The organism is Streptomyces sp. NPDC005808, from assembly GCF_042871385.1.
GTDB lineage: Bacteria > Actinomycetota > Actinomycetes > Streptomycetales > Streptomycetaceae > Streptomyces.
This window is the reverse complement of record NZ_JBIAIK010000007.1, coordinates 368,867-393,212: the sequence shown is the minus strand read 5'-3', so window position 1 is coordinate 393,212 and position 24,346 is coordinate 368,867. Positions and strand designations below refer to the sequence as shown.

The 24,346-nt window shown below is 70.6% G+C and carries 19 protein-coding genes; 10 read left to right on the top strand and 9 right to left on the bottom strand.

Annotated elements, in window-relative coordinates; genetic code table 11:
• Positions 1-55: 55 nt before the first annotated feature.
• From ACFYPC_RS18765 to ACFYPC_RS18745, 5 genes are all read right to left on the bottom strand, one after another.
• The gene (locus ACFYPC_RS18765) at positions 56-1,564 is read right to left on the bottom strand and encodes a phytoene desaturase family protein (protein ID WP_388677168.1); all 1,509 of its coding nucleotides are present in this window, start codon (positions 1,562-1,564) and stop codon (positions 56-58) included.
• Between the two features lie 44 nt (positions 1,565-1,608).
• On the bottom strand, positions 1,609-2,223 hold the full coding sequence (locus tag ACFYPC_RS18760) for a DUF4126 domain-containing protein (RefSeq protein WP_388677166.1): 615 nt from the start codon (positions 2,221-2,223) through the stop codon (positions 1,609-1,611).
• A gap of 379 nt (positions 2,224-2,602) precedes the next feature.
• On the bottom strand, positions 2,603-3,232 hold the full coding sequence (locus ACFYPC_RS18755) for a TetR/AcrR family transcriptional regulator (RefSeq protein ID WP_388677164.1): 630 nt from the start codon (positions 3,230-3,232) through the stop codon (positions 2,603-2,605).
• Between the two features lie 35 nt (positions 3,233-3,267).
• Positions 3,268-5,352 (bottom strand): YhgE/Pip family protein, encoded by a 2,085-nt coding sequence (locus ACFYPC_RS18750; protein WP_388677161.1) that lies wholly within the window; start codon positions 5,350-5,352, stop codon positions 3,268-3,270.
• Complete coding sequence (locus ACFYPC_RS18745; RefSeq protein ID WP_388677158.1) at positions 5,324-6,193, bottom strand: ATP-binding cassette domain-containing protein; 870 nt, start codon at positions 6,191-6,193, stop codon at positions 5,324-5,326. Before ACFYPC_RS18745 ends, ACFYPC_RS18750 begins: the two co-directional genes overlap by 29 nt.
• Positions 6,194-6,373: 180 nt before the next feature.
• Here ACFYPC_RS18745 and ACFYPC_RS18740 point away from each other — a divergent pair, with 180 nt between their 5' ends.
• The 3 genes from ACFYPC_RS18740 to ACFYPC_RS18730 all read left to right on the top strand — a co-directional run bounded on the left by ACFYPC_RS18740 (position 6,374) and on the right by ACFYPC_RS18730 (position 8,565).
• Entirely contained in the window at positions 6,374-6,913 is a 540-nt protein-coding gene (locus ACFYPC_RS18740; RefSeq protein ID WP_388677155.1) for an SAV_6107 family HEPN domain-containing protein, read from the top strand.
• Positions 6,914-7,120: 207 nt separating this feature from the next.
• Positions 7,121-7,891 (top strand): methyltransferase, encoded by a 771-nt coding sequence (locus tag ACFYPC_RS18735; RefSeq protein ID WP_388677153.1) that lies wholly within the window; start codon positions 7,121-7,123, stop codon positions 7,889-7,891.
• A 275-nt stretch (positions 7,892-8,166) separates the two neighbouring features.
• On the top strand, positions 8,167-8,565 hold the full coding sequence (locus ACFYPC_RS18730) for a DUF3040 domain-containing protein (RefSeq protein WP_388677151.1): 399 nt from the start codon (positions 8,167-8,169) through the stop codon (positions 8,563-8,565).
• Between the two features lie 269 nt (positions 8,566-8,834).
• On the opposite strand, the gene ACFYPC_RS18725 is transcribed toward ACFYPC_RS18730, so the two are convergent.
• From ACFYPC_RS18725 to ACFYPC_RS18710, 4 genes are all read right to left on the bottom strand, one after another.
• Positions 8,835-11,219, bottom strand: a complete 2,385-nt coding sequence (locus ACFYPC_RS18725) for a DUF3488 and DUF4129 domain-containing transglutaminase family protein (RefSeq protein WP_388677148.1) — start codon at positions 11,217-11,219, stop codon at positions 8,835-8,837.
• Positions 11,216-12,580: a DUF58 domain-containing protein gene (locus ACFYPC_RS18720; protein ID WP_388677145.1), complete on the bottom strand. Its 1,365-nt coding sequence runs from the start codon at positions 12,578-12,580 to the stop codon at positions 11,216-11,218. Before ACFYPC_RS18720 ends, ACFYPC_RS18725 begins: the two co-directional genes overlap by 4 nt.
• A complete protein-coding gene (locus ACFYPC_RS18715) occupies positions 12,577-13,617 on the bottom strand; it encodes an AAA family ATPase (protein ID WP_388677144.1) in 1,041 nt (346 codons plus the stop codon). Before ACFYPC_RS18715 ends, ACFYPC_RS18720 begins: the two co-directional genes overlap by 4 nt.
• A 262-nt stretch (positions 13,618-13,879) precedes the next feature.
• Positions 13,880-14,431 (bottom strand): beta-class carbonic anhydrase, encoded by a 552-nt coding sequence (locus tag ACFYPC_RS18710; RefSeq protein WP_388677141.1) that lies wholly within the window; start codon positions 14,429-14,431, stop codon positions 13,880-13,882.
• A gap of 422 nt (positions 14,432-14,853) precedes the next feature.
• On the opposite strand from ACFYPC_RS18710, the gene rsmH reads away from it, so the two are divergent.
• From rsmH to murD, 7 genes are all read left to right on the top strand, one after another.
• Positions 14,854-15,810 carry a 16S rRNA (cytosine(1402)-N(4))-methyltransferase RsmH gene (rsmH, locus tag ACFYPC_RS18705; protein ID WP_388677139.1) on the top strand — a complete coding sequence of 319 codons (957 nt, stop codon included), beginning with the start codon at positions 14,854-14,856 and terminating at the stop codon, positions 15,808-15,810.
• A gap of 276 nt (positions 15,811-16,086) precedes the next feature.
• On the top strand, positions 16,087-16,701 hold the full coding sequence (locus ACFYPC_RS18700) for a hypothetical protein (protein WP_388677137.1): 615 nt from the start codon (positions 16,087-16,089) through the stop codon (positions 16,699-16,701).
• Between the two features lie 5 nt (positions 16,702-16,706).
• Complete coding sequence (locus tag ACFYPC_RS18695; protein WP_388677134.1) at positions 16,707-18,659, top strand: peptidoglycan D,D-transpeptidase FtsI family protein; 1,953 nt, start codon at positions 16,707-16,709, stop codon at positions 18,657-18,659.
• 187 nt (positions 18,660-18,846) lie between these two features.
• Positions 18,847-20,370 (top strand): UDP-N-acetylmuramoyl-L-alanyl-D-glutamate--2,6-diaminopimelate ligase, encoded by a 1,524-nt coding sequence (locus tag ACFYPC_RS18690; protein WP_388677308.1) that lies wholly within the window; start codon positions 18,847-18,849, stop codon positions 20,368-20,370.
• Positions 20,371-20,374: 4 nt separating this feature from the next.
• On the top strand, positions 20,375-21,781 hold the full coding sequence (murF, locus tag ACFYPC_RS18685; RefSeq protein ID WP_388677132.1) for a UDP-N-acetylmuramoyl-tripeptide--D-alanyl-D-alanine ligase: 1,407 nt from the start codon (positions 20,375-20,377) through the stop codon (positions 21,779-21,781).
• Positions 21,778-22,851 carry a phospho-N-acetylmuramoyl-pentapeptide-transferase gene (gene mraY, locus ACFYPC_RS18680; protein ID WP_388677130.1) on the top strand — a complete coding sequence of 358 codons (1,074 nt, stop codon included), beginning with the start codon at positions 21,778-21,780 and terminating at the stop codon, positions 22,849-22,851. Before murF ends, mraY begins: the two co-directional genes overlap by 4 nt.
• A complete protein-coding gene (gene murD, locus ACFYPC_RS18675; protein ID WP_388677127.1) occupies positions 22,833-24,269 on the top strand; it encodes a UDP-N-acetylmuramoyl-L-alanine--D-glutamate ligase in 1,437 nt (478 codons plus the stop codon). Before mraY ends, murD begins: the two co-directional genes overlap by 19 nt.
• Positions 24,270-24,346 lie beyond the last annotated feature (77 nt).

Here is a 24,346-nt window from a genome sequence, read left to right as displayed (position 1 = left end):
AGTGCGGCCCGCGCCGGTGTTGGTACGGGCCCTTCTCTGCGTCAGCGTGCCGGGATCACTGCGAGCCCCGGAACTCCGGTCCTTCCACGATCAGTCCCGCCACCAGCGCGCCCGACATGCCCGCATGGGGCAGGCCGCCGCCCGGGTGGGCCCAGCCGCCGACCGCGAACAGGCCCGGCAGGCGAGTGCTGTTGGCGGGGTGCAGCCGGGTCCCCGCCGCGCCCGACAGTGAGGGTGCCGGTATCCCGCCGCCCTGCGCGCCGGTCTCCTCCTCCGTGTGCACGGGAGTGCGCACCTCGCGCCACAGCACCCGGTCACGCAGCCCCGGAACGGCCCGCTCGGCGGCGGCGGTCATTCGGTCCGCGAAAGTGTCGGCGGCCCCGGCCGCCGTCCAGTCGTGAAGGGCCTGGGACGGCACCGTCGACGTGAGCACCACCGACTCGTGCGCGTCATCGGGGCGCAGCCGTGGGTCGTTCGGTCGCTCGACCCATACGGTCGGCCGCGCGGGCGGGGCACCGAGTCCGAAGAGGTCGAGTTCCGCCTCCCGGTCGGTGGTGTGGACGACCGTGCGGTGCGCGGCGCCCTGCTCGCGCGCGCCGCGCAGCGCGAGACAGACCACGACCTTGCCTGCGAAGCGGGTTTCCGGGTGCGGCTGCACACCGTCCCCCGCGTACAGCTCGGGGCGACTCAGGCCGCTCAGCCGCCAGGGCCCGCTGCCGACGACCGTGTCCGCCTCGGCGACGGTCCCGTCCCGCAGCTCGACCCCCGCGGCCCGGCCGTCCTTCTCGACGACCCCCGTGACCTCGGCGCCGAAGACGAACTCGACCTTCCGTGCCAGGCACCGCTCGTACACCGCGCGCGCCAACTCCCTCATCCCGCCGCGCACATACCAGGTGCCGAAGGCGTGCTCCATGTACGGCAGCACGGCTGCGCTCGCCGGGGCGACGCGAGGGTCCAGCCCGTACGCGAGGGCGTGGCTCTCCAGGAGGGCACTCAGGCGCGGGTCGCGCAGCTCCCAGGCGCCTACCTCGGCGAGAGTGGCGGCCCGGCGGGTGCGCAGCAGCCGCTTGTGCGGCACCGCGGGGTAGGGCTCGCGCTCGGCGAGCACCTGCCAGTTGGGCCACAGCGGCTCCTCCAGGAGCGGCCTGCGCGTGCGGTCCCACGCCTCGCGTGCCCGCACCAGGAAGTCGCCCCACCGGTCGCCCGCGCCCGCGCCGAGCGCCCCGGTCAGTGCGCTGACGACGCCCGCGCGGGACGCGTTCGGCAACGAGGCGTCCGTGCCGTCCGCGAAGACATGGCGTGACGACGGGTCCACCTGGACGAGCTCGACGCACGCCTCCAGCGGCTCCCTGCCCGTCTTGAGGAACAGGTCGCGATAGACCGCCGGCAGCGGCAGCAGCCCCGGGCCCGTGTCGAAGGCGAAACCGTCGCGCTCGACACGGCGCACCGCACCGCCGTACGTCGCCGTGCGCTCGTACACCACCACCCGGTGGCCCGCGACGGCCAGCCGGGCGGCTGCCGCCATCGCGCCCATCCCGGCGCCCATCACCGCAATTCGTGCCATGCCAGGGACCTTATCGGCCGCCACTGACAACCCCCGCCCTGCGGTCAGTCGGGCGATCGGCCCACCCCCGCCGCCAGCCTTTTCTCCTCCCGGCGCTGGGCCCTGCGGCGCCGGAACCGTCTGATCCGCGAGACCAGGAAGAAGAGCACCACGAGCCCGGCGAGCAGCAGGACAGCCGCGATGACCGCCGCGGCTTCGGGGTGGAACATCGCGAAGGTGAGGATCCCCGCGACTCCGAGATCCTCGGCGGTGCTCATGAGGACGTTGCTGAACGGCTCCGGCGAGGTGTTGATCGCCATCCGTGTCCCGGCCTTGACGGTGTGGCTCGCCAGCGCGGTCGAACCGCCGATCGCGCCCGCCGCCAGATCGGGAAGCGAACCGCTCTGTCCGGCGAGCAGCGCGCCGACCACCGCGCCCGACACGGGCCGGATCACCGTGTGCACGGAGTCCCACACGGAATCCACGTACGGGATCTTGTCGGCGACCGCCTCACAGAGGAAAAGAACGCCGGCTGTGACGAGGATCTCAGGGCGCTGAAGGGCCTCCGGGACGTCGTCGCTCAGGCCGGTCGCGCCGAAGACGCCGAGGAGCAGCACCACCGCGTACGCGTTGATGCCGCTGGCCCAGCCGCTGGTGAAGACCAGAGGGAGTACGGACACGGAGGCGATCGTAACCAGTGGGCAGCCGAGCGTCCTGGGCTTGAGAGCGCAGGGCTGAGTACGCGTACCTAGTGGGTGAGATGAGTACGCGCGCGGATGGGCCCGACCTGCGTGAACGACAGAGTGGAGACACGGAAAGGGGCGCGGCTCCGGTACCGCCGACACGGGGCGGCGGAACGGTTCTCGCGTCCTTGTCCGCTCCTTCCGCCGATTCGTCGGCGGGAGTGAGGCAACGGGGGACCCGGCGCTGACCGGCCGGGGTCCAACGGGGGAAACAGGGGGAGTTCGGGGGAGCACGGCGAAGCGCCGGTTCGAGTGGCCCGCGGGGGACGCGGCCACCTCGGACCGGCGCTTTCGTGTGTGCTGGTTACGCGGTAGGTCAGCCGTTGCCGCTCACACGGCCCTGGAGCAGCCGCGAGAGGGCCGCGTGGACGTCGTCCAGGGAGCGCTCGGGCTGGAAGGCCTGCCAGTCCAGGGCGGCCACCAGGACCATGCCGACCAGCGCGGCAGCGGTCAGCGGGATGTCGATCTCGTCGCTGAGTTCGCCGTTCGCCACGGCATCGCGCAGGACGCCCTCGACGACCGCGACCGCCTGCTGCCGGACGACCATGAGCGTGGACTGCCAGGCCCGGTTGGTGCGCCACAGCTCCGCCACGTAGAGCTGGGTGAAGGCCGGATAGCGGTCGATGAAGACGAGCCCGGCCCGGATCATCGCGTCCAGTGCGTCGACCTTGCTGCCGCCGTCCCTGGCGGTCTTCTCGGCCGCCTCCCGCAGGGAGGCGGTGAGCAGGCCGACGCCGTGTCGCAGCAGCTCTTCGAAGAGGACGGACTTGCTCGCGAAGTTGTAGTAGACCGTGCCCTTCGCGACCCCGGCGCGCTCGGCGATCTCGTCCACCGTGGTGGCGGAGAAGCCCTGTTCGGCTATGAGGGTGACGGCCGCCTCGTAGAGCTTCTGGCGGGTCGCCTCGCGGCGGCTGCCGCCGGCCGCCGTGGTGTTGCTGCTTTCCATGGCCCTGATTGTCACAGCAACGCCCCCGCGCGCGGTCACAGGCTCAGCTCCGGGTGCAGCCGGTCGAGGGTCCAGACCTGCTTACGGTGTGCGGACAGGGCGGTGAGAGCCAGGGCGCCCAGGGTGAAGGCCGCGAGCACGGCGCACGCCTGCCAGACCGGCCCGAGGCCGCCCCCTGTGATGAGCCTTCTGAGGGCCTCGACCACGTAGCTCATCGGCAGGAAGGGGTGGATCGCGTTGAAGAAGCCCGGACTGGTCTGGACGGGGTAGGTGCCGCCCGCCGATGTCAGCTGGAGCATCAGGAAGGCGAGGACGAGGATCCGGCCGGCCGCTCCGAAGCGTGCGTTCAGCCACTGCACGATCGCCGCGAAGCACGCCGTCACCAGGAACAGGAAGCCCACCGTCCCGGCCGCGTGGGTCATTTCCAGGCCGATCGCCCAGTGCAGCACGGACATCAGGGCCGCCGTCTGCAGCACCCCCAGAGCGGCCACCGGCAGCCAGCCCGCCAGCGCGATGCGCCAGGCCGAGCCGCCCGCCGCGAGCGCGCGCCGGTTGAGCGGCTGGATCAGCATGTACGCCACCATCGCGCCCACCCACAGGGACAGCGGGATGAAGTACGGGGCGAAGCCGGTGCCGTAGTTGGGCGCCTTGTGGAGGTCCTGCGAGGCTAGCTGCACCGGGTCCGCCATGACCTCGGTCCGCTGGTCCCGGTCCTGTTCGTCGTAGTCGGGGATCTGGCCGGCGCCGTCGTGCAGTCCGTCGGCGAGCGTCCCTGAGCCGTCGACGAGCTTGTACAGGCCGGCGTCCAGGTCGCTCGCGCCCGTCTTCAGCTTCCCGACACCCGTGTCGAGGTCCGCCGCACCGGTCTTGGCCGTGCCGAGCCCCGAGTGCAGCGACTTCGCTCCGTCGGCGACCTTCTCTGCGCCCTCGTTCAGCTCATTGATCCTGGAGACGGCGTCGGTGAGGTCCTCGGAGAGGTTCGGCGAGCGGTCGGCGAGCGCCTGGGCCTGCTTCTGGAGCGTGGCCAGGTTCTTGTCCAGTTTGTCGAGATCGCCGTCCTGGTCCTCGATCAGCGTGTTGACGTCGTCGGCGACGGCGGCCACGTCCGCGGCCGCCTGCTCGGCCTTCTTCAGGTCGGGGCATGCGGCGTCCGGCACCGGCAGGGTCTCGCAGCGTGCCTGGTAGACGGTGTCCAGGGTGGCGGAGGCCGTGTGGGCACCCTTGGCCGCGGCCGGGGCCGTCTCCACCAGGGTGCCGAGGTCGGCGCGGATCCCGGAGGCGGCGTCGGCGACCAGCTGGGCCGTGTCACCGATCGACTTCTCGTTGTCCTTCACGAAAGGGCCCACGTCATCCGCGACCCCGTTGACCTTGTCGGCCAGGGCCTGCGTACCGTCCGCGACCTGCCGCGAGCCGTCCTCCAGGTCGCCCGCGCCCGTGTTGAGCTTCTTCAGGCCCGAGGAGAGCTTCCCGCTGCCCGCCTTGGCGTCCTTCAGACCGTCCGCGAGATCCTCGGCCCCCTTCTCCGCCGTGCCGATCCCGCTCTCCAGTTTGTCGGCCCCCTTGGCGGCCTTCTCGGTCTCGCCGTGGATGTCCGAGAAGGAGACGAAGATCTTGTCGAGGAACGACCGGGAGGCCTTCGTGGACGCGGCCGTGCGCACCTCGCTGAACACCGTCCGGGAGATCTGCCCGACGATGTAGTTGTTCGCGTCGTTCGTACGCACCTGGAGCGCGCCCGTCTCCGGCGAATCCCCGGAACTGGAGGCGATCCGCTCGCTGAAGTCGCTCGGCATCGTCAATGACAGGTAGTACGTGCCGTCCTCGACGCCCTCCCGGGCCTCGGCCGCGCCCACCTCGTGCCACTCGAACGTGTCACTGTCGCGCAGCCCCTTGGTGATGTCGTCGCCCGCCGTCAGCTTCTTGCCCGCGGCGGTCGCCCCCTTGTCGTCGTTCACGAGCGCCACGGGGATGCGGTCAAGACGGCCGTACGGGTCCCAGAACGACCACAGGTAGAGGGCGCCGTAGAGCAGGGGCAACAGCAGGAGCGCGACCAGCGCGGCCCGCGGAAGCTTGCCCCTGCCGAAGCGCCGGAGCTCAAGCGAGGCCAGTCTCGGCGAACGCATCGGCCGTCTCCTTGTTGTCGTTTCCGGTGGTCGCGGTGGTCGCGGTGGTCGCGGTGGTCGCGGTGGTCGCGGTGCTCTGGGCGTTCTGGTCGTTCTCGGGGGTCTTGTGGTCGGGCTGTCGCTCGGCTGCCGCTTCGGGTACGTCCTTGGGCCCGGTGGATACGATGACGGCGTCCTCCGGAGCCTCGTGGCACACCGCGACGACCGTGGTCCCGGACTCGGCGAGCGACCTCAACAGGGCCCAGGCATCGGCCCGTTCGGCATCCGACAGCTTGAGGTCGAGATCGTCGACGGCGAGCAGGCGCGGACGGCCGACGAGGGCCAGCGCGACGGACAGCCGCAGCGCCTCCAAGCGCTCCAGATCGCGTACGGACGTCCGGGAGCCCTTGGGCAGCGTCTCCCGGTCGAGCCCCGCGGCGGCCAGAGCGGTGTCGATCCGCAGCTTCGCCTCGTTCGCACGCTCGGCACGCGGTCGCAGCAGCCCCCGCAGAGATCCTCCGAACCGCCGTTGCAGCAGCGCCCGTTCCAGCAGGTGCTCGCCTACGGTCAGAGCCGGGTCCAGATCGGTGACGCCCGGGACATGAGCCGGCGCGCTGATCCGGCGCACGGCGGACATCTCCCCGGGCAGCCGGAAGGGGCCGACCGTGGCCTGCCCCTCGCTGGACTTCATCCGCCCGGCGAGCGCCAGCAGCAGACAGGTCCGGCCGGAACCGGACGGCCCCACCACCGCGATCAGCGACCCGGGTCCGGCCCCGATCCTCACGTCCCGGAACGCCCAGCCGCGCGGCCCTTTGAGCCCGAACCCCTCGGCACTGACGGCGACTCCGCGCTGCTCGCCCACAGCTCCCCCTCTTCGAGCCGACCGACGGGCCGACTCTTTTTGTACTGACTGGTCAGTGCAAAAAGTATCTCGAACTGTCGATCGAAGCAAAAGCGCAGGTCAGGACGCATTGTCAGTGGGATACCTCACGATGGGCACATACGGCCACAGAGCCGTCACACAGACGACAGGAGGTTCGTCATGGCCAACTCATCCGCAGCCGCCTCCCACCGGCGCCGCGCCACCGGCCCTGCCCCCTCACTGACCGGCCCGGCGAGCGACGTGCACCCCGTGCTCCGCCGGGCCACGGCCCCACCCGCCGCCCTCGAACTGCTCGCCCAGGCCCACGCCGGACTCGACGAGGCGACCGCCCTCGAAGCGCCCAACGAGCGCTATGCGACCGCGCACTTGGCCGCCCTGCGCACCGCCGCCGCCGTCCTGGCCGCGCGCGGACGCCCCGAACCCACCCCCCGACGCAGGGCACGCATCCGGAGCGCCTGGGAAGTGCTCCCCGAAATCGCGCCCGAACTCGCCGAGTGGAGCGCGCTGTTCGCCTCCGGAGCGACCCGCCGTGCCCGTGCCGAGGCGGGCATACAGGGCGCGGCGCGCAGCCGCGACGCCGACGATCTGATACGCGACGTGGCGATGTTCCTGCGCCTCGTCGAGCGGATGCTGGTACTGCAGCCCGTGCTGCCCCAACCCAGGCAGGAAGGAGACCACCAAGTCCCGGACGCGGGCTGACCGGAAGGCAGGCCGCGGACCGCCGTTCCCTTCGGTGAGCCCCACGGTCTGCCCACGGGTTCGTGGCTCGGGAGCCGATCGGCGATGATCGCTTCGCCGCCCACTAGGGTGGAAGTGCCTGAAGCCTGCCGACCCGAAAGGGCACCGGGAGGCCCCCCGATCGCTCCGCCGAGCAAGAGGCGGTGCCGCGCCGAGGAGTCAACTGCCGTGCCGGACCCGATGCGCCCCCGCGCCTCTCTCCGTACCGCCGTGGTCTGGGAGGTCCTCAAGGACGCCCTGGACCGGCGGGTCAAAGCCACCGGCCGGGAGTCCCTGGACGTCCTCGACACCGGGGGCGGCAGCGGCAACTTCGCGGTACCGGTGGCCCGCCTCGGCCACCGAGTCACCGTCGTGGACCCCAGCCCGAACGCGCTCTTCGCATTGGAGCGCCGCACCGCCGAGGCCTCGGTCGCCGACCGGGTGCGCGGCGTCCAGGGCGACGCGCACGGCCTCTTCGACGTCGTCGAGCGCGGTGGCTACGACGCGGTGCTGTGCCACGGGGTCCTGGAGTACGTGGACGACCCGGCCCAGGGCGTCCGCAACGTGGTGGACGCGCTGCGCCCCGAAGGCGTCCTCAGCCTCCTTGCCGCCGGCCTCGGCGGAGCCGTGCTGGCCCGGGCCCTCGCCGGGCACTTCACGGAGGCCAGGCAGGCGCTCCATGACCCGGACGGACGCTGGGGCGAGGGTGATCCCGTACCCCACCGCTTCACCGCCGAACAGCTCACCGCCCTGGTCGAGGGCGCGGGCCTGAACGTCGCCGCCGTACACGGCGTACGGGTCTTCGCCGACCTGGTCCCCGGCGTCCTCGTGGACACCGAGCCCGGCGCCCTGGAAGCGCTGCTCAAACTGGAGGCTGCAGCGGCCGAACTCGCCGCGTTCCACTCCGTGGCGACGCAGCTTCACGTGCTCGGTGAGGCACCGGGGGCCGGTGAGGGCTGAGCAGCCTGCTGAGGTGCAGCGCTGATCAGGGGCTTGAGTGCAGATGGAGTACGCCACAGGCCCCCCGATCCGGCGCTCGGCGCCGTATGATCGAGGGAGACCGTTCGGCATGAGAGGCCGGTTCCTGGGGAATGTACGCCTCAGTGGATCCGGGTGTCATGGCGGCTTCCGGTCGGCGAATTGGCGTAGAGGGGCGGGTTTCACGGGGGCGATTCCCTGCCTATCCTGAAGGGGACCCCCGGTCGCCCCGGCGACTGCACGATGAGGAGGACTCCGTGCCGCTCTCGGAGCACGAGCAGCGAATGCTCGAGCAGATGGAGCGAGCGCTGTACGCCGAAGATCCCAAGTTCGCGACAGCGCTTGAGGGAAGCGGGCTGCGTACGTACACCCGGCGACGGGTGTACCAGGCGGTCGCGGGCTTCCTGGTGGGTATCGCGCTCCTCATGGCCGGAATGGTCACGGTGCAGATCTGGCTGAGCGTGGTGGGTTTTCTCGTCATGCTGGGCTGCGCGGTGCTCGCCGTCACCGGTTGGCGCAAGGCCCCCAAACCGGGCGAGCAGCCGACCGTGCCAGGCGGCGCGCCGGCCGCACGCGGTCAAGGCCGACAGCGCCGCTCCCTGATGGACCGCATCGAACAGCGTTGGCAGCGCCGCCGCGACGAACAGGGCCAGTAGCCCCTCCGAGCGCCGCAGCTACAGACATTCCGTGAGGGGGTGTCCACCAGTCAGGTGGACACCCCCTCACGCACGCCCTGAAACGGTGAGTGATGGCAGTCATGTCGTGGCTGCGGGCGTGCGTTCCGGGCGCCACGTCCGTCCCATAAGGGCGTCACCCCCGTGAGCGCCGGGGCGCTTGTACCACCCCCTACCCCCCGTCTCAGTGCGGACAGCCGTGCGGCCCCCACCCCGGTCAGGGCGAGGGCCGCACACCGAGCAGGGACGGGTCAGCCGTTCTGTCCCGAAGGGCGCCGCAGCAAGGTCTCTCGCCGGGCCGCGAGGCGGGCGGACAGGGCCGCCCAGTGGGCGGAGGCCGCCCAGGCCACCCGGATGGCCGAGCGAGGAGCGAAGAGTGCGCGGAGTCGGGCCGAACGGCTCGCCGAGGTGCGGAAGGCGTCCGCGATCTGACGGGCGTCCTCGGCGAGGCCCGCCGTGGGAAGGGGACGCGGGGCGTAGAGCATCTGCTCCACGGCCGCAGCCAACCGGTGCACCGCCTCCGCCGCCGTCGGTTCGAGGAGCCCGAGACGAACGATCCGCTCGGCGGCTTTGCGAGGCGTCTGCGAGTCGTCCGGCTCGATCCCGTAGTCCCACGCCGTATCGGTCACTTCCAGCCAGGCACCCAGCGTGTACACCGCCACATCCGCCTCGGTGCGTCCGTGCCCGCCGAGCCGCAGGCCCCGTATCCGCAGGCGCCAGAGCATCGGCAGCAAGGGCACGCCCAGCACCAGGAGCCCGGCCAGTGCCAGCCCCAGGATCTGCAGCCACGGTATGCCCTCGTCTTCGGAGCCCACCGCCGCCGGCGCGGATTCGCTCGGGCAGGCCTCGAGCTTCCTCTCCTGTGCGGAGCAGCTCTCGGTGGCCGACGCCGAGGCGGCGGGCTCCGAGGACGCGGAAGTCGTCGGCCGCGGTGCGGTCGGCACATCGGTGCCGGACGTCTCCGGCTGGGTGTACTCCGGTACCGAGCCCCGGTTCGGAGTCGGCTCGAAGCGGGTCCAGCCCACCCCTTCGAAGTACAACTCGGGCCAAGCGTGCGCGTCCCGCAACCCCACCGTCATCGAACCGTCGGGCTGCGCGGAACCAGGCGTGAAGCCCACCGCGACGCGAGCCGGTATCCCCAGCGTGCGGGCCATCGCGGCCATCGCGAAGGAGAAGTGGACGCAGAAGCCCTCCTTGTCCTTCAGGAAGCGCGCGATCGCGGCAGAACCGCTGCCGACCTGTACCTCTGTGTCGTACGTGAACCCCCCGCTCACGGCGAAGTAGTCCTGGAGCTTGACCGCCTGCTCGTAGTGATTGGCCGATCCCGCGGTGACCTCGCGCGCGGTGTCGGCCACCACCGACGGCAGCGAATCCGGCACCTCGGTGAACTCGCGCTTCAGGGCCGGATCCGGCTCCGGCGCGTTCGCCAGCTGTTCCGCGGTCGGCTGCACGAGCAGGCTCGTGACCTCGTACTGCACACCTCGCGTGTTCTGGCCGTGGTCCCCGACGAGCGTGCGCCCCACCGGCTCGTACCGCCAACTGCCCTGGATGTCCACCTGGCTGGCCGGGTAGGGCATCGGGAGCCAGTCCTGCGCGTACCAGTCGGCTGCCGAGACGCGGGTCTGGATCGAGGTCTGGCGGACATCGCTCCCGAGCCCGGTCGGCGCCGGGAACGTCTCCGGCACATCGAGGACGTGCCGCTGGGCCGGCTTCCAGGCCGTCCCGTCGAAGTCGTCCAGGGAGACGATCCGCAGATACATGTCCTGGGTGTCGTCGGTGTTGGTGCGGTACGACAAGACCTCGCGGTCCTCGTCCACATTCAGACTGTCGTGGAGCGAGACCAGCGGGTTCACCGCGGAGATCGTGCCGCCGCCTTCGGAGCCCCCGCCCGTCGCCAAGCCGTCCAGCAGGCCGCCGTCGAGCGAGGGCAGGGCGAGTGGCACCACCAGGGCGACGCCCAGCGCGACCGCGCCGATACGCCGCCCGGTGCGGACGGGCGTGACGGGGCCGTCCGAGGACTCGGGGCCCGGTGCGCGGGACGCCCCGCCGAAGACGCGGCCCCACTGCGAGAGCCGGTCGCGGCCCTCGGCCAGCAGCAGCGTCAGGTAGCCGACGGCAGCGAGCAGGAACCACAGCCAGGCGGCACCGCCGCCGGACAGCCCCGCGGCGACCGAGTACAGCGCGAGCAGCGGGAGGCCGGCGGGAGCCGCACTGCGGAACGTCACGGCGAGCGCGTCCACCGCCAGCCCGATCAACAGGACACCGCCGACCAGCATCAGCCGGATGCCGTCGGACAGCGGCGCCGGAATGGCGAACCGTCCGACATCGTCCGCGCCCGACTGCAGCAGCACCCCGAACTGGTTGAAGGCCTCGGGCCCCGGGATGATCCCGAGGAAGGCCTGCTGCCGGGCGAACACCAGCGTCAGCAGCAGCAGCGTCACCACCGCCTGCACCGCCACGGTCAGCGGCCTGGCCAGCGGAACCCGCCTGGTCAGCGCGCCCGCACCGGACTGCACGGCCAGCAGAAACGCCGCCTGGAAGAGCCAGGTCGCCGGGTCGACCAGCGGCAGCAGAGCACATGCGGCCATGATCGTGGCCGCCGTCGCACACAGCGCCAGACGCGCACTTCCGCTCACGGAGCACCACCCCCTGACGTACTTCCCGTCGACGCGACGCCCGTGCGCTGCCGGTCGGCCTCACGCCACAGGTCGGCGATCCCCGCACCCCGCGGCACCTTCACAGCTGTCCAGCCCGCCTCGCGCAGCATGCGCAGTTGATCCTCGCTCTTGTCCAACGGCCCGGGGGCATCTGCCGGTTCCCGCATCCATGCCTCGCTGTCCAGCAGAAAAGCGACGGCCCGGCCGCTGTGCTGGCGCATCTTGGCGAGCACCGTGGCCTGTTCCTCGTCCAGCTCGCCGAGGAAGGCAATCAGCAGTCCTTGGTTCCCGCCGCGCAGGACGTCGTACGCACGGGACAGACCCGTGCCGTCCGAGTGGTCGACGACGGCGAGCGTGTCCATCATCAGCCCGGCCGCGTCCGCCGACTCATGGCTCGCGCCGGCGAATCCGTCGGCGCCCAAGCCAGGAACCGAAATGCCGATGTCGGTCAACAGTCGTACCGAAAAGCCCCGTTCGAGCATGTGCATCAGTGCCGACGCCGTGCCCGAGACGGCCCACTCGAAGGCCGAGTCCGGGCCCACGCCCTCGAAGGCGATGCCCCGGGTGTCGAGCAACACCGTGCAGCGGGAGCTCCGCGGCTGTTCCTCGCGCCGGACCATCAACTCGCCGTAGCGCGCGGTCAGGCGCCAGTGGACCCGGCGCAGATCGTCGCCGTAGCGATAGCCGCGCGGGATGATGTCGTCCTCGCCCGCCAGCGCCAGCGAGCGCTGCCGCCCGTCGCCATATCCCTTCGCCTCACCGGTCAGCCGCACCGGCGGCAGCGACTCCACGCGCGGGATGACCGTCAGGGTGTCGTACGTCGAGAAGGAACGGGTCAGCTCGCACATTCCGAAGGGGTCCGTGAGCCGTAGTTGCAGCGGGCCCAGCGGATATTGACCGCGCAGGTCCGAGCGCACCCGGTAGGACACCTCGCGGCGGCCGGCCGCCTCCACCCGGTCCAGGACGAACCGGGGCCGCGGACCGAGTACGTACGGCACCTGGTCCTGGAGCATCAGCAGTCCCGTGGGCAGCCGCGAGACGTTGTCCATCCGCAGATGGACCCGCGCCTCGGAACCGGCGGGCACGCGCGCGGGGGCGAGTCTGCGGCTGCCCGAGACCCGGTAACGGGTGCGGTACAGCATGGTCGCGCACACCAGGGGGAGGACCGAAAGCAGCAGGCCGACCCGGAGCAGATCGCTCTGCCCCAGGACGTAGGCGCAGATCGCGGCCGCGATTCCGGCGGCCAGGAAGGAGCGCCCCCGTGTGGTGAGCCCGGCGAGCGCTGTGCGCAGCCCGCCCTTGTCCTCCTCGGCGGCGTACCCCGTCCCTCCTTGCGTCATCCAAGCCTCCGCGGTGGCTGCTGGCCGTAGGCGGTCGTACCTCGGCCCACCGTGAAGCCGGCCTGCTGCTGGGGTGCGGCCGGGACGGGGGTGAGCTGCAGGATCTCCTGGACGACCTGCTCGGCCGTACGGCGGTTCAACTGTGCCTGTGCCGTGGGCAGCAGACGATGGGCCAGAACCGCCACGGCGAGTGCCTGGACGTCGTCCGGCAGCGCGTAGTCCCGGTCGCTCAGTGCGGCGGACGCCTTTGCCGCGCGCAGCAGATGCAAGGTGGCACGCGGGGAGGCGCCGAGTCTGAGGTCGGGGTGCGTGCGGGTGGCCCCGACCAGCTCCACCGCGTACCGCCGCACGGCGTCGGCGACGTGGACCGTGCGGACCGCGTCGATCAGCTTCACGATCTCGTGGGCGTGCGCCACCGGCTGGAGGTCGTCCAGCGGGCTGACCCCGCCGTGGATGTCCAGCATCTGCAACTCGGCCTCCGCGCTGGGATAGCCGATGGAGACACGGGCCATGAAACGGTCGCGCTGGGCCTCCGGCAGCGGGTAGGTGCCCTCCATCTCGACGGGGTTCTGCGTGGCCACCACCATGAAGGGGCTGGGCAGTTGGTAGGTGGTCCCGTCGATGGTGACCTGGCGCTCCTCCATCGACTCCAGGAGAGCGGACTGTGTCTTGGGCGAGGCGCGGTTGATCTCGTCGCCGATCACGATCTGCGCGAAGATCGCGCCCGGCTTGAACTCGAAGTCCCGGCGCTGCTGGTCCCAGATGGACACACCCGTGATGTCCGAGGGCAGCAGGTCGGGCGTGAACTGGATACGCCGCACCGAGCAGTCGATGGACCGCGCCAGCGCCTTCGCGAGCATGGTCTTGCCGACGCCCGGAACATCCTCGATCAGAAGATGACCCTCGGCGAGCAGCACGGTCAGCGAAAGCCGTACGACCTCAGGCTTGCCTTCGATCACTCCTTCCACCGAACTGCGGACACGCTCCACAGTGGCGGTCAGATCTGTAAGGCTCGCTCGATCGTCATAGGTCGTCACCCGGCCCTCCTCGGCCCTTTCGCGGGCCGACGCCCTGTGCGGACCGGCCCACCTCGAAACACGGACACCACGCGGGAACAGTTCCGCGTGACGCCACACCCGCATTCTTGTTGCCGTTACCGGTTCGTGTCATCCGCCTGTGGATAACTGGCCGCTATATGTCCGCCTTGCGGTCTTTTGGGCCTCGAACGCTCGTGATTTTTTGGTGAAGAGAGGTTCCCACAAGGGTTTCGGACCACCGTCGTGGGGCCCGGTGGAGGCGTCAGACGGGGTCGATCTCGCGCAGCAGACCCGTCGTGACGTCGAAGACGAAGCCGCGTACGTCGTCGGTGTGCAGCAGGAACGGCGAGGTGCGCACCCGCTGCATCGACTGCCGCACGTCCTGTTCGACGTCCCGGAAGGCCTCCACAGCCCAAGCGGGGCGCTGGCCGACCTCCATCTCCAGGTCGTGCCGGAAGTCCTCGGTGAGCGACTCCAGGCCGCAGCCGGTGTGGTGGATGAGGACGATGCTGCGGGTGCCGAGCGCCCGCTGGCTGATCGTGAGGGAGCGGATCACGTCGTCGGTGACGACTCCGCCCGCGTTGCGGATGGTGTGGCAGTCGCCCAGCTCCAGACCGAGCGCGGCGTGCAGGTCGAGCCGCGCGTCCATGCACGCGACCACAGCGACGTGCAGAACGGGACGGGCGTCCATCCCGGGATCGGTGAAGGCGGCGGCGTACTGCTGGTTCGCGTCGACGAGGCGGTCGGTCACGGTGGGGCCGTCGCCGGCTATGGCGCCTTCGGGCTCGGTGGGAACGGAAGCGGAGGTCGTCATACCTACGACGGTACTTGGCGCGCAGGAAGCGGTCCTGCCGGGAGAAGGGACAATGAACGTGATCGTGGCTCGTTGTGAGGTAACCCACACGGGCGGTGTCGGCTCGCCCGGACGGGTTGTTCTTCCCGATGTACGGCTTCTCCGGGAGCGGGACTCACGACGCGCATGCCGGTTGATTGACCGCGAGACACCGTGGACTAAAGTGACGCGAAGCGGGAGGCGAGGCTCTCCCTGCTGGACTGTTTTCCCTGGAGACCCGGCGATTTTCCGGCGTTTCCGTACGAGCGCGGCGCGTACGTACGGCTCGGCCTCCTCCCGCTCCCGGTCGGCTGACGCCACTCTCCCGGCGCCGGCGGGCCTCCCCTTCTCGAGCGGGCGGGGACCTGGCGGTGCGTACGGCCGCGTGTATCTGAGAGGGCCCCTTGAGCGAGAGTCGACACGTCCCGGTGATGCTCCAGCGGTGCCTGGACATGCTCGCCCCGGCCATCGCCGGGCCCGGAGCCGTCGTCGTCGACTGCACGCTGGGGCTCGGCGGACACAGCGAAGCGCTCCTCACGCAGTTCCCCGAAGCCCGCCTGGTGGCCCTGGACCGCGACAAGGAGGCGCTGCGCCTCTCCGGAGAGCGGCTCGCTCCCTTCGGGGACCGCGCGACCCTCGTGCACGCCGTCTATGACGAACTCCCCGACGTACTCGACCGCTTGGGCGTCCCGCGCGTCCAGGGCGTTCTGTTCGACCTCGGTGTCTCCTCCATGCAACTCGACGAGGCGGACCGCGGGTTCGCGTACGCGCAGGACGCTCCGCTCGACATGCGCATGGACCAGACGACGGGCATGAGCGCGGCCGAGGTGCTCAACACCTATCCGCCGGGCGAACTGGTACGGATCCTGCGGGCGTACGGCGAGGAGAAGCAGGCCAAGCGGATCGTGTCGGCGGTCGTCCGCGAACGCGCGAAGGATCCCTTCAGTAACAGCGCACGGCTCGTCGAGCTGATCCGCGACTCGCTTCCCCAGGCCGCGAAGCGCACCGGCGGCAATCCCGCCAAGCGCACCTTCCAGGCGCTGCGTATCGAGGTCAACGGCGAACTCAGTGTTCTGGAGAGGGCGATCCCCGCGGCCGTCAAGACGCTCGCGGTCGGCGGCCGGATCGCCGTCCTGTCGTACCACTCGCTGGAAGACCGGCTGGTCAAGCAGGTGTTCGCGGCCGGCGCCGCCAACACGGCGCCGCCCGGCCTGCCGGTCGTGCCCGAGCGCTACCAGCCCCGGCTCAAGCTGCTCACCCGCGGTGCCGAACTTCCCACCGAGGAAGAGATCGCCGAAAACCGGCGAGCGGCTCCCGCCCGGCTGCGGGGGGCACAGCGCATCCGCGAGGAAGCCGAGTGACGCGCGCGGAGAGGGAGGACGAGTGAGTCGGAAACCCGAACTCGCGGGGTCGTTGGGGTGGGATGTCCCGGCTCGCGGTCCGCGTCTCGGTGCGGCGTCCAAACGCGCGGGAGCGCGCGGATTGGGTATCGGGACGCCTGGTCGGTGCCCGAGTGGGACGTCCGAACCCACGGAGCGGAGCGAGTCAGGGATTCCGACTCGCGAGGCGACGTGGGTCGGAGTTTCGAACTCGCGAAGCGCTCGTGAGCTGCAGAACCGAACCGGCAGGGAGGGTGTGTGAGTAGGAAACCCGAACTGAGAGGGCGAGCGGCTCGGCTCGCCCGGCTTCTCCCGGCCGGTTCCGGGACAGCCGCCCGTACCCCCTTCGTTCTCCTGGTCGTGCTGCTGCTCGGCGGCGGTCTCATCGGCCTCCTCGTGCTGAACTCCGCGCTCAGCGCGGGCTCGTTCCAGCTCGACGACCTGCAGAAGGACACCAAGAGCCTCACCGACGAGGAGCAGGCGCTCCAGCGGGACGTGGACGCCTACGCCGCCCCCGACGCACTCCAGCGCCGAGCCCGCGAGCTGGGCATGGTCCCCGGCGGCGACCCCGCGTTCCTCAACCCGGACGGCACCGTCAAGGGCGTCCCCGGCCCGGCCGCCCAGCAGTCCTCGGCACGCAATCCGGTGGTGCGCCCGCCGGAAGTCCTTGCCTCCACGCCGAGCCCGACTCCCACCGCGCCCCTGATGTCGACCGCGCCCCTGATTCCGACCGCGCTGACGACCCCGAGCGCGTCCCCGGCTCTCACCGCGCCTCCCGTGCCTCCCGTCCCGACTCCGCCGACGGCCGCCGGCTCCGTGCAGTCGTCGACGGCCACCCCGTCCGCGCAGCCCCCCACAACACCCGGCAGGTGACGGAAGTGTCCGACAGGGAACCGCCGCGTCGCCGAGTGCCCGGCCCCGCCAGGCCTGTACGTCCCGAAGGCCGGCGGCGTCCGGGACCCGGCGCCCGCCCCGCGCGCCGCCCGAGCGCGGCGAGGCCCACCGGCCCCCGTGTCCTCCGGCTCGGCAGCCCTCGCCCCCGGCTCCGTATGGTCAGCCTCGCGCTGACGCTCGTGATGATCGCCTTCGTCGTACGACTGCTCCAGGTGCAGGCCGTGGACGCGAGCACGTATGTCGCCAAGGCCGAGCAGAACCGGTACGTCGGGCGCACGCTGGCCGCCGAGCGAGGTGGGATCACCGACCGCAACGGCGTCGAGCTGGCGACCAGCGTGGACGCGTACGACATCACGGCCGACCCCACGTTGTTCACCAAGGGGGCCACGAAGATCACGGACGCGCCCGAGCAGGCCGCCGCGCTGCTCGCACCGATCCTCGGCCAGGACGTGGAGAGGGTCACCGAGAAGCTGAAGACGAAGAACACGCGCTACACCCTGCTCGCCAACCGCCAGACCCCTCAGGTCTGGACGCAGATCAAGGACCTGAGGAACACCCTCGCGGCCAAGGCAGAGACGGACTCGAGCACCGTCAACGTTCTCGCGGGCATCGTCGCGGTCCCCGCCAGCAAGCGCGTGTACCCGAACGGAGATCTCGCCGCCGGGATACTGGGCTGGGTCAACGCCGACGGAAAGGGCGGCGGCGGGCTCGAACAGGAGCTGAACAAGGAACTGGCGGGCAAGGACGGCGAGATCCGCTACGCCCAGTCCGGCGGCCTCCAGGTCCCCACCGTGGGCTCCACCGAGACGCCCGCCGTGGCCGGCTCCGACTTCGAGCTGACCATCGACCGTGACATCCAGTGGGCCGCGCAGAACGCCATCACCGAGCAGGTGAAGGAGTCCAAGGCGGACAGCGGGTACGTGATAGTGCAGGACACGCAGACCGGCGAGGTTCTCGCCATGGCCAACTCGCCGGGCTTCGACCCGAACGACCTATCCCAGGCCGACCCTACGGCGCTGGGCAACGCGGCCGTCCAGGACGCGTACGAGCCCGGTTCCACCGCCAAGGTCATGTCGATGGCCGCCGTGCTGGAGGAGAACGTCGCCACACCCGAGACGCACGTCATCGTGCCCAACCGGCTGCAGCGCGGCGACCGGCTCTTCCAGGACGACATCGACCACCCGACCTGGTACCTGACGCTCAACGGCGTGCTCGCCAAGTCCAGCAACATCGGCACCATCCTGGCGGCCGGTCAGCTCGGCAAGACACAGCAGGAAGCCAACAAGGTCCTCTACTCGTATCTGCGCAAGTTCGGCATCGGCGGCGCCACCGGTCTGGGCTTCCCCGGCGAGACGAAGGGCATTCTCGCGCCCCCCGAGGACTGGTCGACCTCACAGCAGTACACGATTCCTTTCGGCCAGGGAGTGTCGCTCAGCGCACTGCAGGCGGCCTCCGTCTACTCGACGATCGCCAACGGCGGCGTACGCATCGAACCGACTCTCGTGCGCGGTACGAAGGGTGCCGACGGCCGCTTCACACCCGCCCCCGAGCCCGAGAAGACAAGGGTCGTCAGCGCGAAGACGGCGAAGACCCTCGCCCAGATGCTGGAGTCCGTCGTGGACGACGAGCAGGGCACCGGCACCAAGGCGCGCATTCCCGGCTACCGGGTCGCGGGCAAGACGGGTACGGCCAACCGCGTGGATCCGGCCACCGGCAAGTACAACGGGTACACCTCGTCGTTCGCCGGCTTCGCGCCCGCCGACAACCCGCGCATCACGGTGTACTGCGCGATCCAGAACGCCACCAAGGGCAGCTACTTCGGCGGCCAGATCTGTGGGCCCATCTACAAGGAGGTGATGGAGTTCGCCCTGAAGACGCTTCAGGTACCGCCCACCGGGGCCAAGGCCGCGAATCTCCCCGTGACCTTCACGCCCTGATCAGCACGGAAACAGCCAGGAACCGCCCGTGACAACGATCACCCCCGATCCCGGGAACCACGCCGTGCCGCACATCCCGCCGCACACCCCGTCCACGCCCTCACTTCGCTCCGGCGGGGGTGCGCCCGGTACGCTCACCGCCGTGCCAGACCCTGATCAGTCCCAAACCACCCAGAAGGGCGTCCCTGTGACATATCCGGGGCCGCCGCGACCGGTGCAGATCTCCGCCACACCCCTGGAGGAACTCGCCGATCAGCTGGGTGCCAAGAAGCCACAGGGCGCCGCCGTGGAGGTCACGGGCATCACCCATGACTCCCGCGCCGTGCGCCCCGGTGACCTGTACGCCGCGCTGCCGGGCGCCCGCCTGCACGGCGCCGACTTCGTGACGCAGGCGGCCGGCCTCGGCGCCGTCGCCGTGCTGACCGACCCGACGGGCGCCGAACGCGCCACGGCCACCGGGCTGCCGGTCCTCGTCGTCGATGACCCGCGCGGGCAGATGGGCGAGCTGGCGGCCACCATCTACGGCCATCCCGGGCCCGACCTGCTGCAGATCGGCATCACCGGCACCTCCGGCAAGACCACCACGGCCTATCTCGTCGAAGGCGGTCTGAGGACGGTCCACAGCACCGGCCTGATCGGCACCGTCGAGATGCGGATCGGCGACGAGCGGATCAAGTCGGAGCGCACGACGCCCGAAGCCACCGACCTCCAGGCGCTGTTCGCGGTGATGCGGGAACGCGGTGTCGAGGCGGTCGCCATGGAGGTTTCCAGCCACGCGCTGGTCCTCGGCCGGGTCGACGCCTGTGTCTTCGACATCGCCGTCTTCAACAACCTCAGCCCGGAGCACATGGAGTTCCACTCCGGCATGGAGGACTACTTCCAGGCCAAGGCCCAGCTGTTCACACCGGAACGCAGCAGGCTGGGCGTGGTCAACCTCGACGACGAGTACGGGCGCCGACTGGTCAAGGAGGCCACCGTCCCGGTCGTCACCTTCTCCGCCGAGGGCCACCCCGACGCCGACTGGCGCGCCGAGGACGTCGAACTCGGCCCCATGGACTCGACGTTCACCGCCGTCGGCCCCAAGGGGGAGCGGATCACCGCGAGGTCGCCGCTCGCGGGCACCTTCAACGTGGCGAACACGCTCGCCGCGCTCGTCTCCCTCGCCGAGGCCGGGCTCGACCCGCAGACCGCCGCCGACGGCATCGCGGCGGTGCCGGGCGTACCGGGCCGCCTGGAGCGGGTGGACGCGGGCCAGCCCTATCTGGCGGTGGTCGACTACGCGCACAAGACGGACGCCGTCGAATCGGTCCTGCGCGCACTGCGCAAGGTGACGACAGGTCAGCTGCACGTGGTGCTCGGCTGCGGCGGCGACCGCGACAAGACCAAGCGCAAACCCATGGGCGCCGCCGTCGCCCGGCTCGCCGACACCGCCGTACTGACCTCCGACAACCCCCGCTCCGAGGACCCGCTCGCGATCCTCGCCACGATGCTCGCGGGGGCCGCCGAGGTGCCGGCGCACGAGCGCGGCGAGGTCCAGGTCTTCGAGGACCGGGCCGCCGCCATCGCCGCCGCCGTCGCCGCCGCCCAGCCGGGCGACACCGTGCTGGTCGCGGGGAAGGGCCACGAGCAGGGCCAGGACATCGCCGGGGTGGTGCGTCCCTTCGACGACCGCCAGGTGCTTCGCGAAGCTATCCAGAAGACTCAGGGATGAACTTGTGATCGCCCTCTCCCTCGCCGAGATCGCAGCAGTCGTCGGCGGGCAGACGTACGACATACCGGATCCGGCGGTACAGGTCACCGGACCCGTCGTCAGGGACTCCCGTGAGGTGGAGCCCGGCAGCCTCTTCGTCGCCTTCGTCGGCGAACGCGTGGACGGCCACGACTTCGCCCAGGCGGTCGTCGACGCGGGCGCGGTGGCCGTGCTGGCCTCCCGGCCCGTCGGCGTCCCCGCGATCGTCGTGGCGGACGTCCAGACGGCGCTGGGCGCCCTCGCGCGCCATGTCGTCGAACGGCTCGGCGCGACCCTCGTGGCGCTGACCGGTTCGGCGGGCAAGACCAGCACCAAGGATCTCATCGCGCAGGTACTGCGCAGCAAGGCGCCGACGGTCTTCACGCCGGGCTCGCTCAACAACGAGATCGGGCTGCCGCTCACCGCGCTCAGCGCCACCGAGGAGACCAGGTTCCTGGTCCTGGAGATGGGCGCCCGGGGCATCGGCCACATCCGGTACCTGACCGGGCTCACCCCCCCGAAGATCGGCCTCGTCCTCAACGTCGGCACCGCCCACATCGGCGAGTTCGGCGGCCGCGAGCAGATCGCGCAGGCGAAGGGCGAGTTGGTCGAGGGCCTTCCCGAGGACGGTGCGGCGATCCTCAACGCCGACGATCCCCTCGTACGGGCCATGGCATCCCGTACGAAGGCGCGCGTGATCCTCTTCGGAGAGTCCGACGAAGCGGACGTACGCGCCGAGAACGTCCGTCTCACGGAGAGCGGACAGCCTTCCTTCAGCCTTCGCACACCCTCCGGGTGCAGTGACGTGACCATGCGCCTGTACGGTGAGCATCACGTGTCGAACGCGCTCGCCGCGGCCGCCGTCGCCCATGAGCTGGGCTTGTCCGCAGACGAGATCGCAGTTGCGCTCTCCGAGGCGGGCTCCCTCTCCCGCTGGCGGATGGAGGTCACCGAGCGCCCGGACGGCGTGACGGTCGTCAACGACGCCTACAACGCGAACCCCGAGTCCATGCGAGCCGCCCTGCGCGCGCTCGTGGCCATGGGCAGAGGGCGTCGTACGTGGGCGGTGCTCGGTCAGATGGCCGAGCTCGGGGACGAGGCGCTCGCCGAGCACGACGCGGTCGGGCGGCTCGCCGTCCGACTCAACGTCAGCAAGCTCGTCGCGGTCGGGGGCAGGGAAGCGTCCTGGCTCCAACTGGGCGCATATAACGAGGGTTCGTGGGGTGAGGAGTCGGTGCACGTGTCCGACGCACAGGCGGCTGTCGACCTGTTGCGCAGTGAACTGCGCCCGGGGGACGTCGTGCTCGTGAAGGCGTCCCGGTCGGTCGGGCTCGAACGGGTGGCGCTCGCGCTGCTCGACAGCGGCGTAGAGGGTGAGGTTGCCGCCCGATGATGAAGCAGATCCTGTTCGCAGGAGTCATTGGTCTGTTCCTGACCCTGATCGGCACTCCGCTGCTGATCAAGCTGCTGGCCCGCAAGGGCTACGGTCAGTACATCCGTGACGACGGCCCGCGCGAGCACCACGCCAAGCGCGGTACGCCGACCATGGGTGGTATCGCCTTCATCCTGGCGACGATCATCGCGTACTTCATGTCCAAGGTGATCACGGGCTACCCGCCGACCTTCTCGGGTCTGCTGGTGCTCGGCCTGATGGGGGGCATGGGCCTGGTCGGCTTCCTGGACGACTACATCAAGATCGTCAAGCGGCGTTCGCTCGGCCTGCGGGCCAAGGCGAAGATGGCCGGACAGCTGACCGTCGGTATCGCCTTCGCGGTCCTGGCCCTGCAGTTCGCCGACAACCGCGGCAACACCCCGGCCTCCACGAAGCTCTCCTTCGTCCAGGACTTCGGCTGGTCCATCGGCCCCGTGCTGTTCGTGGTCTGGGCGCTGTTCATGATCCTGGCCATGTCCAACGGCGTGAACCTGACGGACGGTCTGGACGGCCTCGCCACCGGGGCCGCGACGATGGTGTTCGGCGCGTACACGTTCATCGGTGTCTGGCAGTTCCAGGAGTCCTGCGCCAACGCGCAGACGCTCACCAACCCGGCCGCCTGTTACGAGGTACGGGATCCACTGGACCTCGCGGTCGTCGCCTCGGCGCTCATGGGTGCCTGCTTCGGCTTCCTGTGGTGGAACACCTCGCCGGCCAAGATCTTCATGGGCGACACCGGTTCGCTGGCCCTCGGCGGCGCGCTCGCCGGTCTGGCGATCTGCTCCCGCACGGAGATCCTGGTCGCCCTGCTCGGCGGCCTCTTCGTCCTCATCACCATGTCGGTGGTCATCCAGGTCGGCTCCTTCAAGATGACCGGGAAACGTGTCTTCCGAATGGCCCCACTCCAGCACCACTTCGAACTCAAGGGGTGGTCCGAAGTCCTTGTCGTGGTCCGCTTCTGGATCATCCAGGGCATGTGCGTGATCGTCGGTCTCGGCCTCTTCTACGCAGGATGGGCAGCCAAGAAGTGACCAACTGGCAGGGCAGGAACGTCACCGTCGCGGGGCTCGGCGTCTCCGGGATCCCGGCGGCCCGTGTGCTGCACGGTCTCGGCGCGGTCGTCACGGTCGTCAACGACGGCGACGACGAGCGCTCCCGGGACCAGGCCGCGGACCTGGAGGCGCTCGGCATCACCGTGCGCCTCGGTGACGGCGCCACCCTGCCGGAAGGCACCGACCTCATCGTCACCGCGCCCGGCTGGAAGCCGGACAAGCCGCTGTTCGCCGCGGCCGCCGAGGCTGGCGTCCCGGTCTGGGGCGACGTGGAGCTGGCCTGGCGGCTCAGGGGTCTGGACGGCCGGGAACCAGCCCCCTGGCTCGCCGTCACCGGCACCAACGGCAAGACCACCACCGTCCAGATGCTCGCCTCCATCCTGGCGGCGGCAGGGCTACGTACGGCGGCCGTCGGCAACATCGGGGTCTCGCTCCTCGACGCGGTCCTCGGCGAGGAGACGTACGACGTCCTCGCGGTGGAGCTGTCGAGCTACCAGCTGCACTGGGCGCCCTCCCTGCGCGCCCACTCCGCCGCCGTACTGAACCTGGCACCCGACCACCTCGACTGGCACGGCTCCATGGAGGCGTACGCCGCCGACAAGGGCCGTATCTACGAAGGCAATCGGGTCGCCTGCGTCTACAACGTGGCCGACAAGGCCACCGAGGAACTGGTGCGTGAGGCGGACGTCGAGGAGGGCTGCCGGGCGATCGGGTTCACTCTCGCCGCGCCCGGGCCGTCCCAACTCGGCGTCGTGGACGGCATCCTGGTCGACCGCGCCTTTGTCGACAACCGACAGAAGAACGCCCAGGAACTCGCGGAGGTGTCGGACGTCAATCCGCCCGCCCCGCACAACATCGCCAACGCGCTTGCGGCGGCGGCCCTGGCACGCGCCTTCGGGGTGCCCCCCGCGGCCGTACGGGACGGTCTGCGGGCCTTCCGGCCGGATGCCCACCGCATCGCGCACGTCGCCGACGTGGACGGGGTCGCGTACATCGACGACTCCAAGGCCACCAACACCCATGCGGCGGAAGCCTCTTTGGCCGCCTACGAGTCGATCGTGTGGATCGCGGGCGGCCTCGCCAAGGGCGCGACCTTCGACGAACTGGTCGCCAAGTCGGCAAAGCGACTGCGGGGTGCGGTGCTGATCGGCGCCGACCGGGGCCTCATCCGGGAAGCGCTCGCGCGACACGCGCCGGAAGTACCCGTCGTCGACCTCGACCGGACCGACACTGGGGCGATGCTCGCGGCGGTTCGGGAGGCGCGGGGGCTCGCTCAGGCGGGCGACACGGTGCTGCTGGCACCGGCCTGCGCCTCCATGGATATGTTCGCCAACTACAACAAGCGCGGTGACGCTTTCGCGGAAGCGGTTCGCGAACTCGGCGCCGTCGGCGCCTGACGGCGGGTCCGAAGCCGCCGGCCCGGGCGCCCGGGACCCTTGGGAGCGACGCGTGACGCCATCGTGGCCGGTGCTTC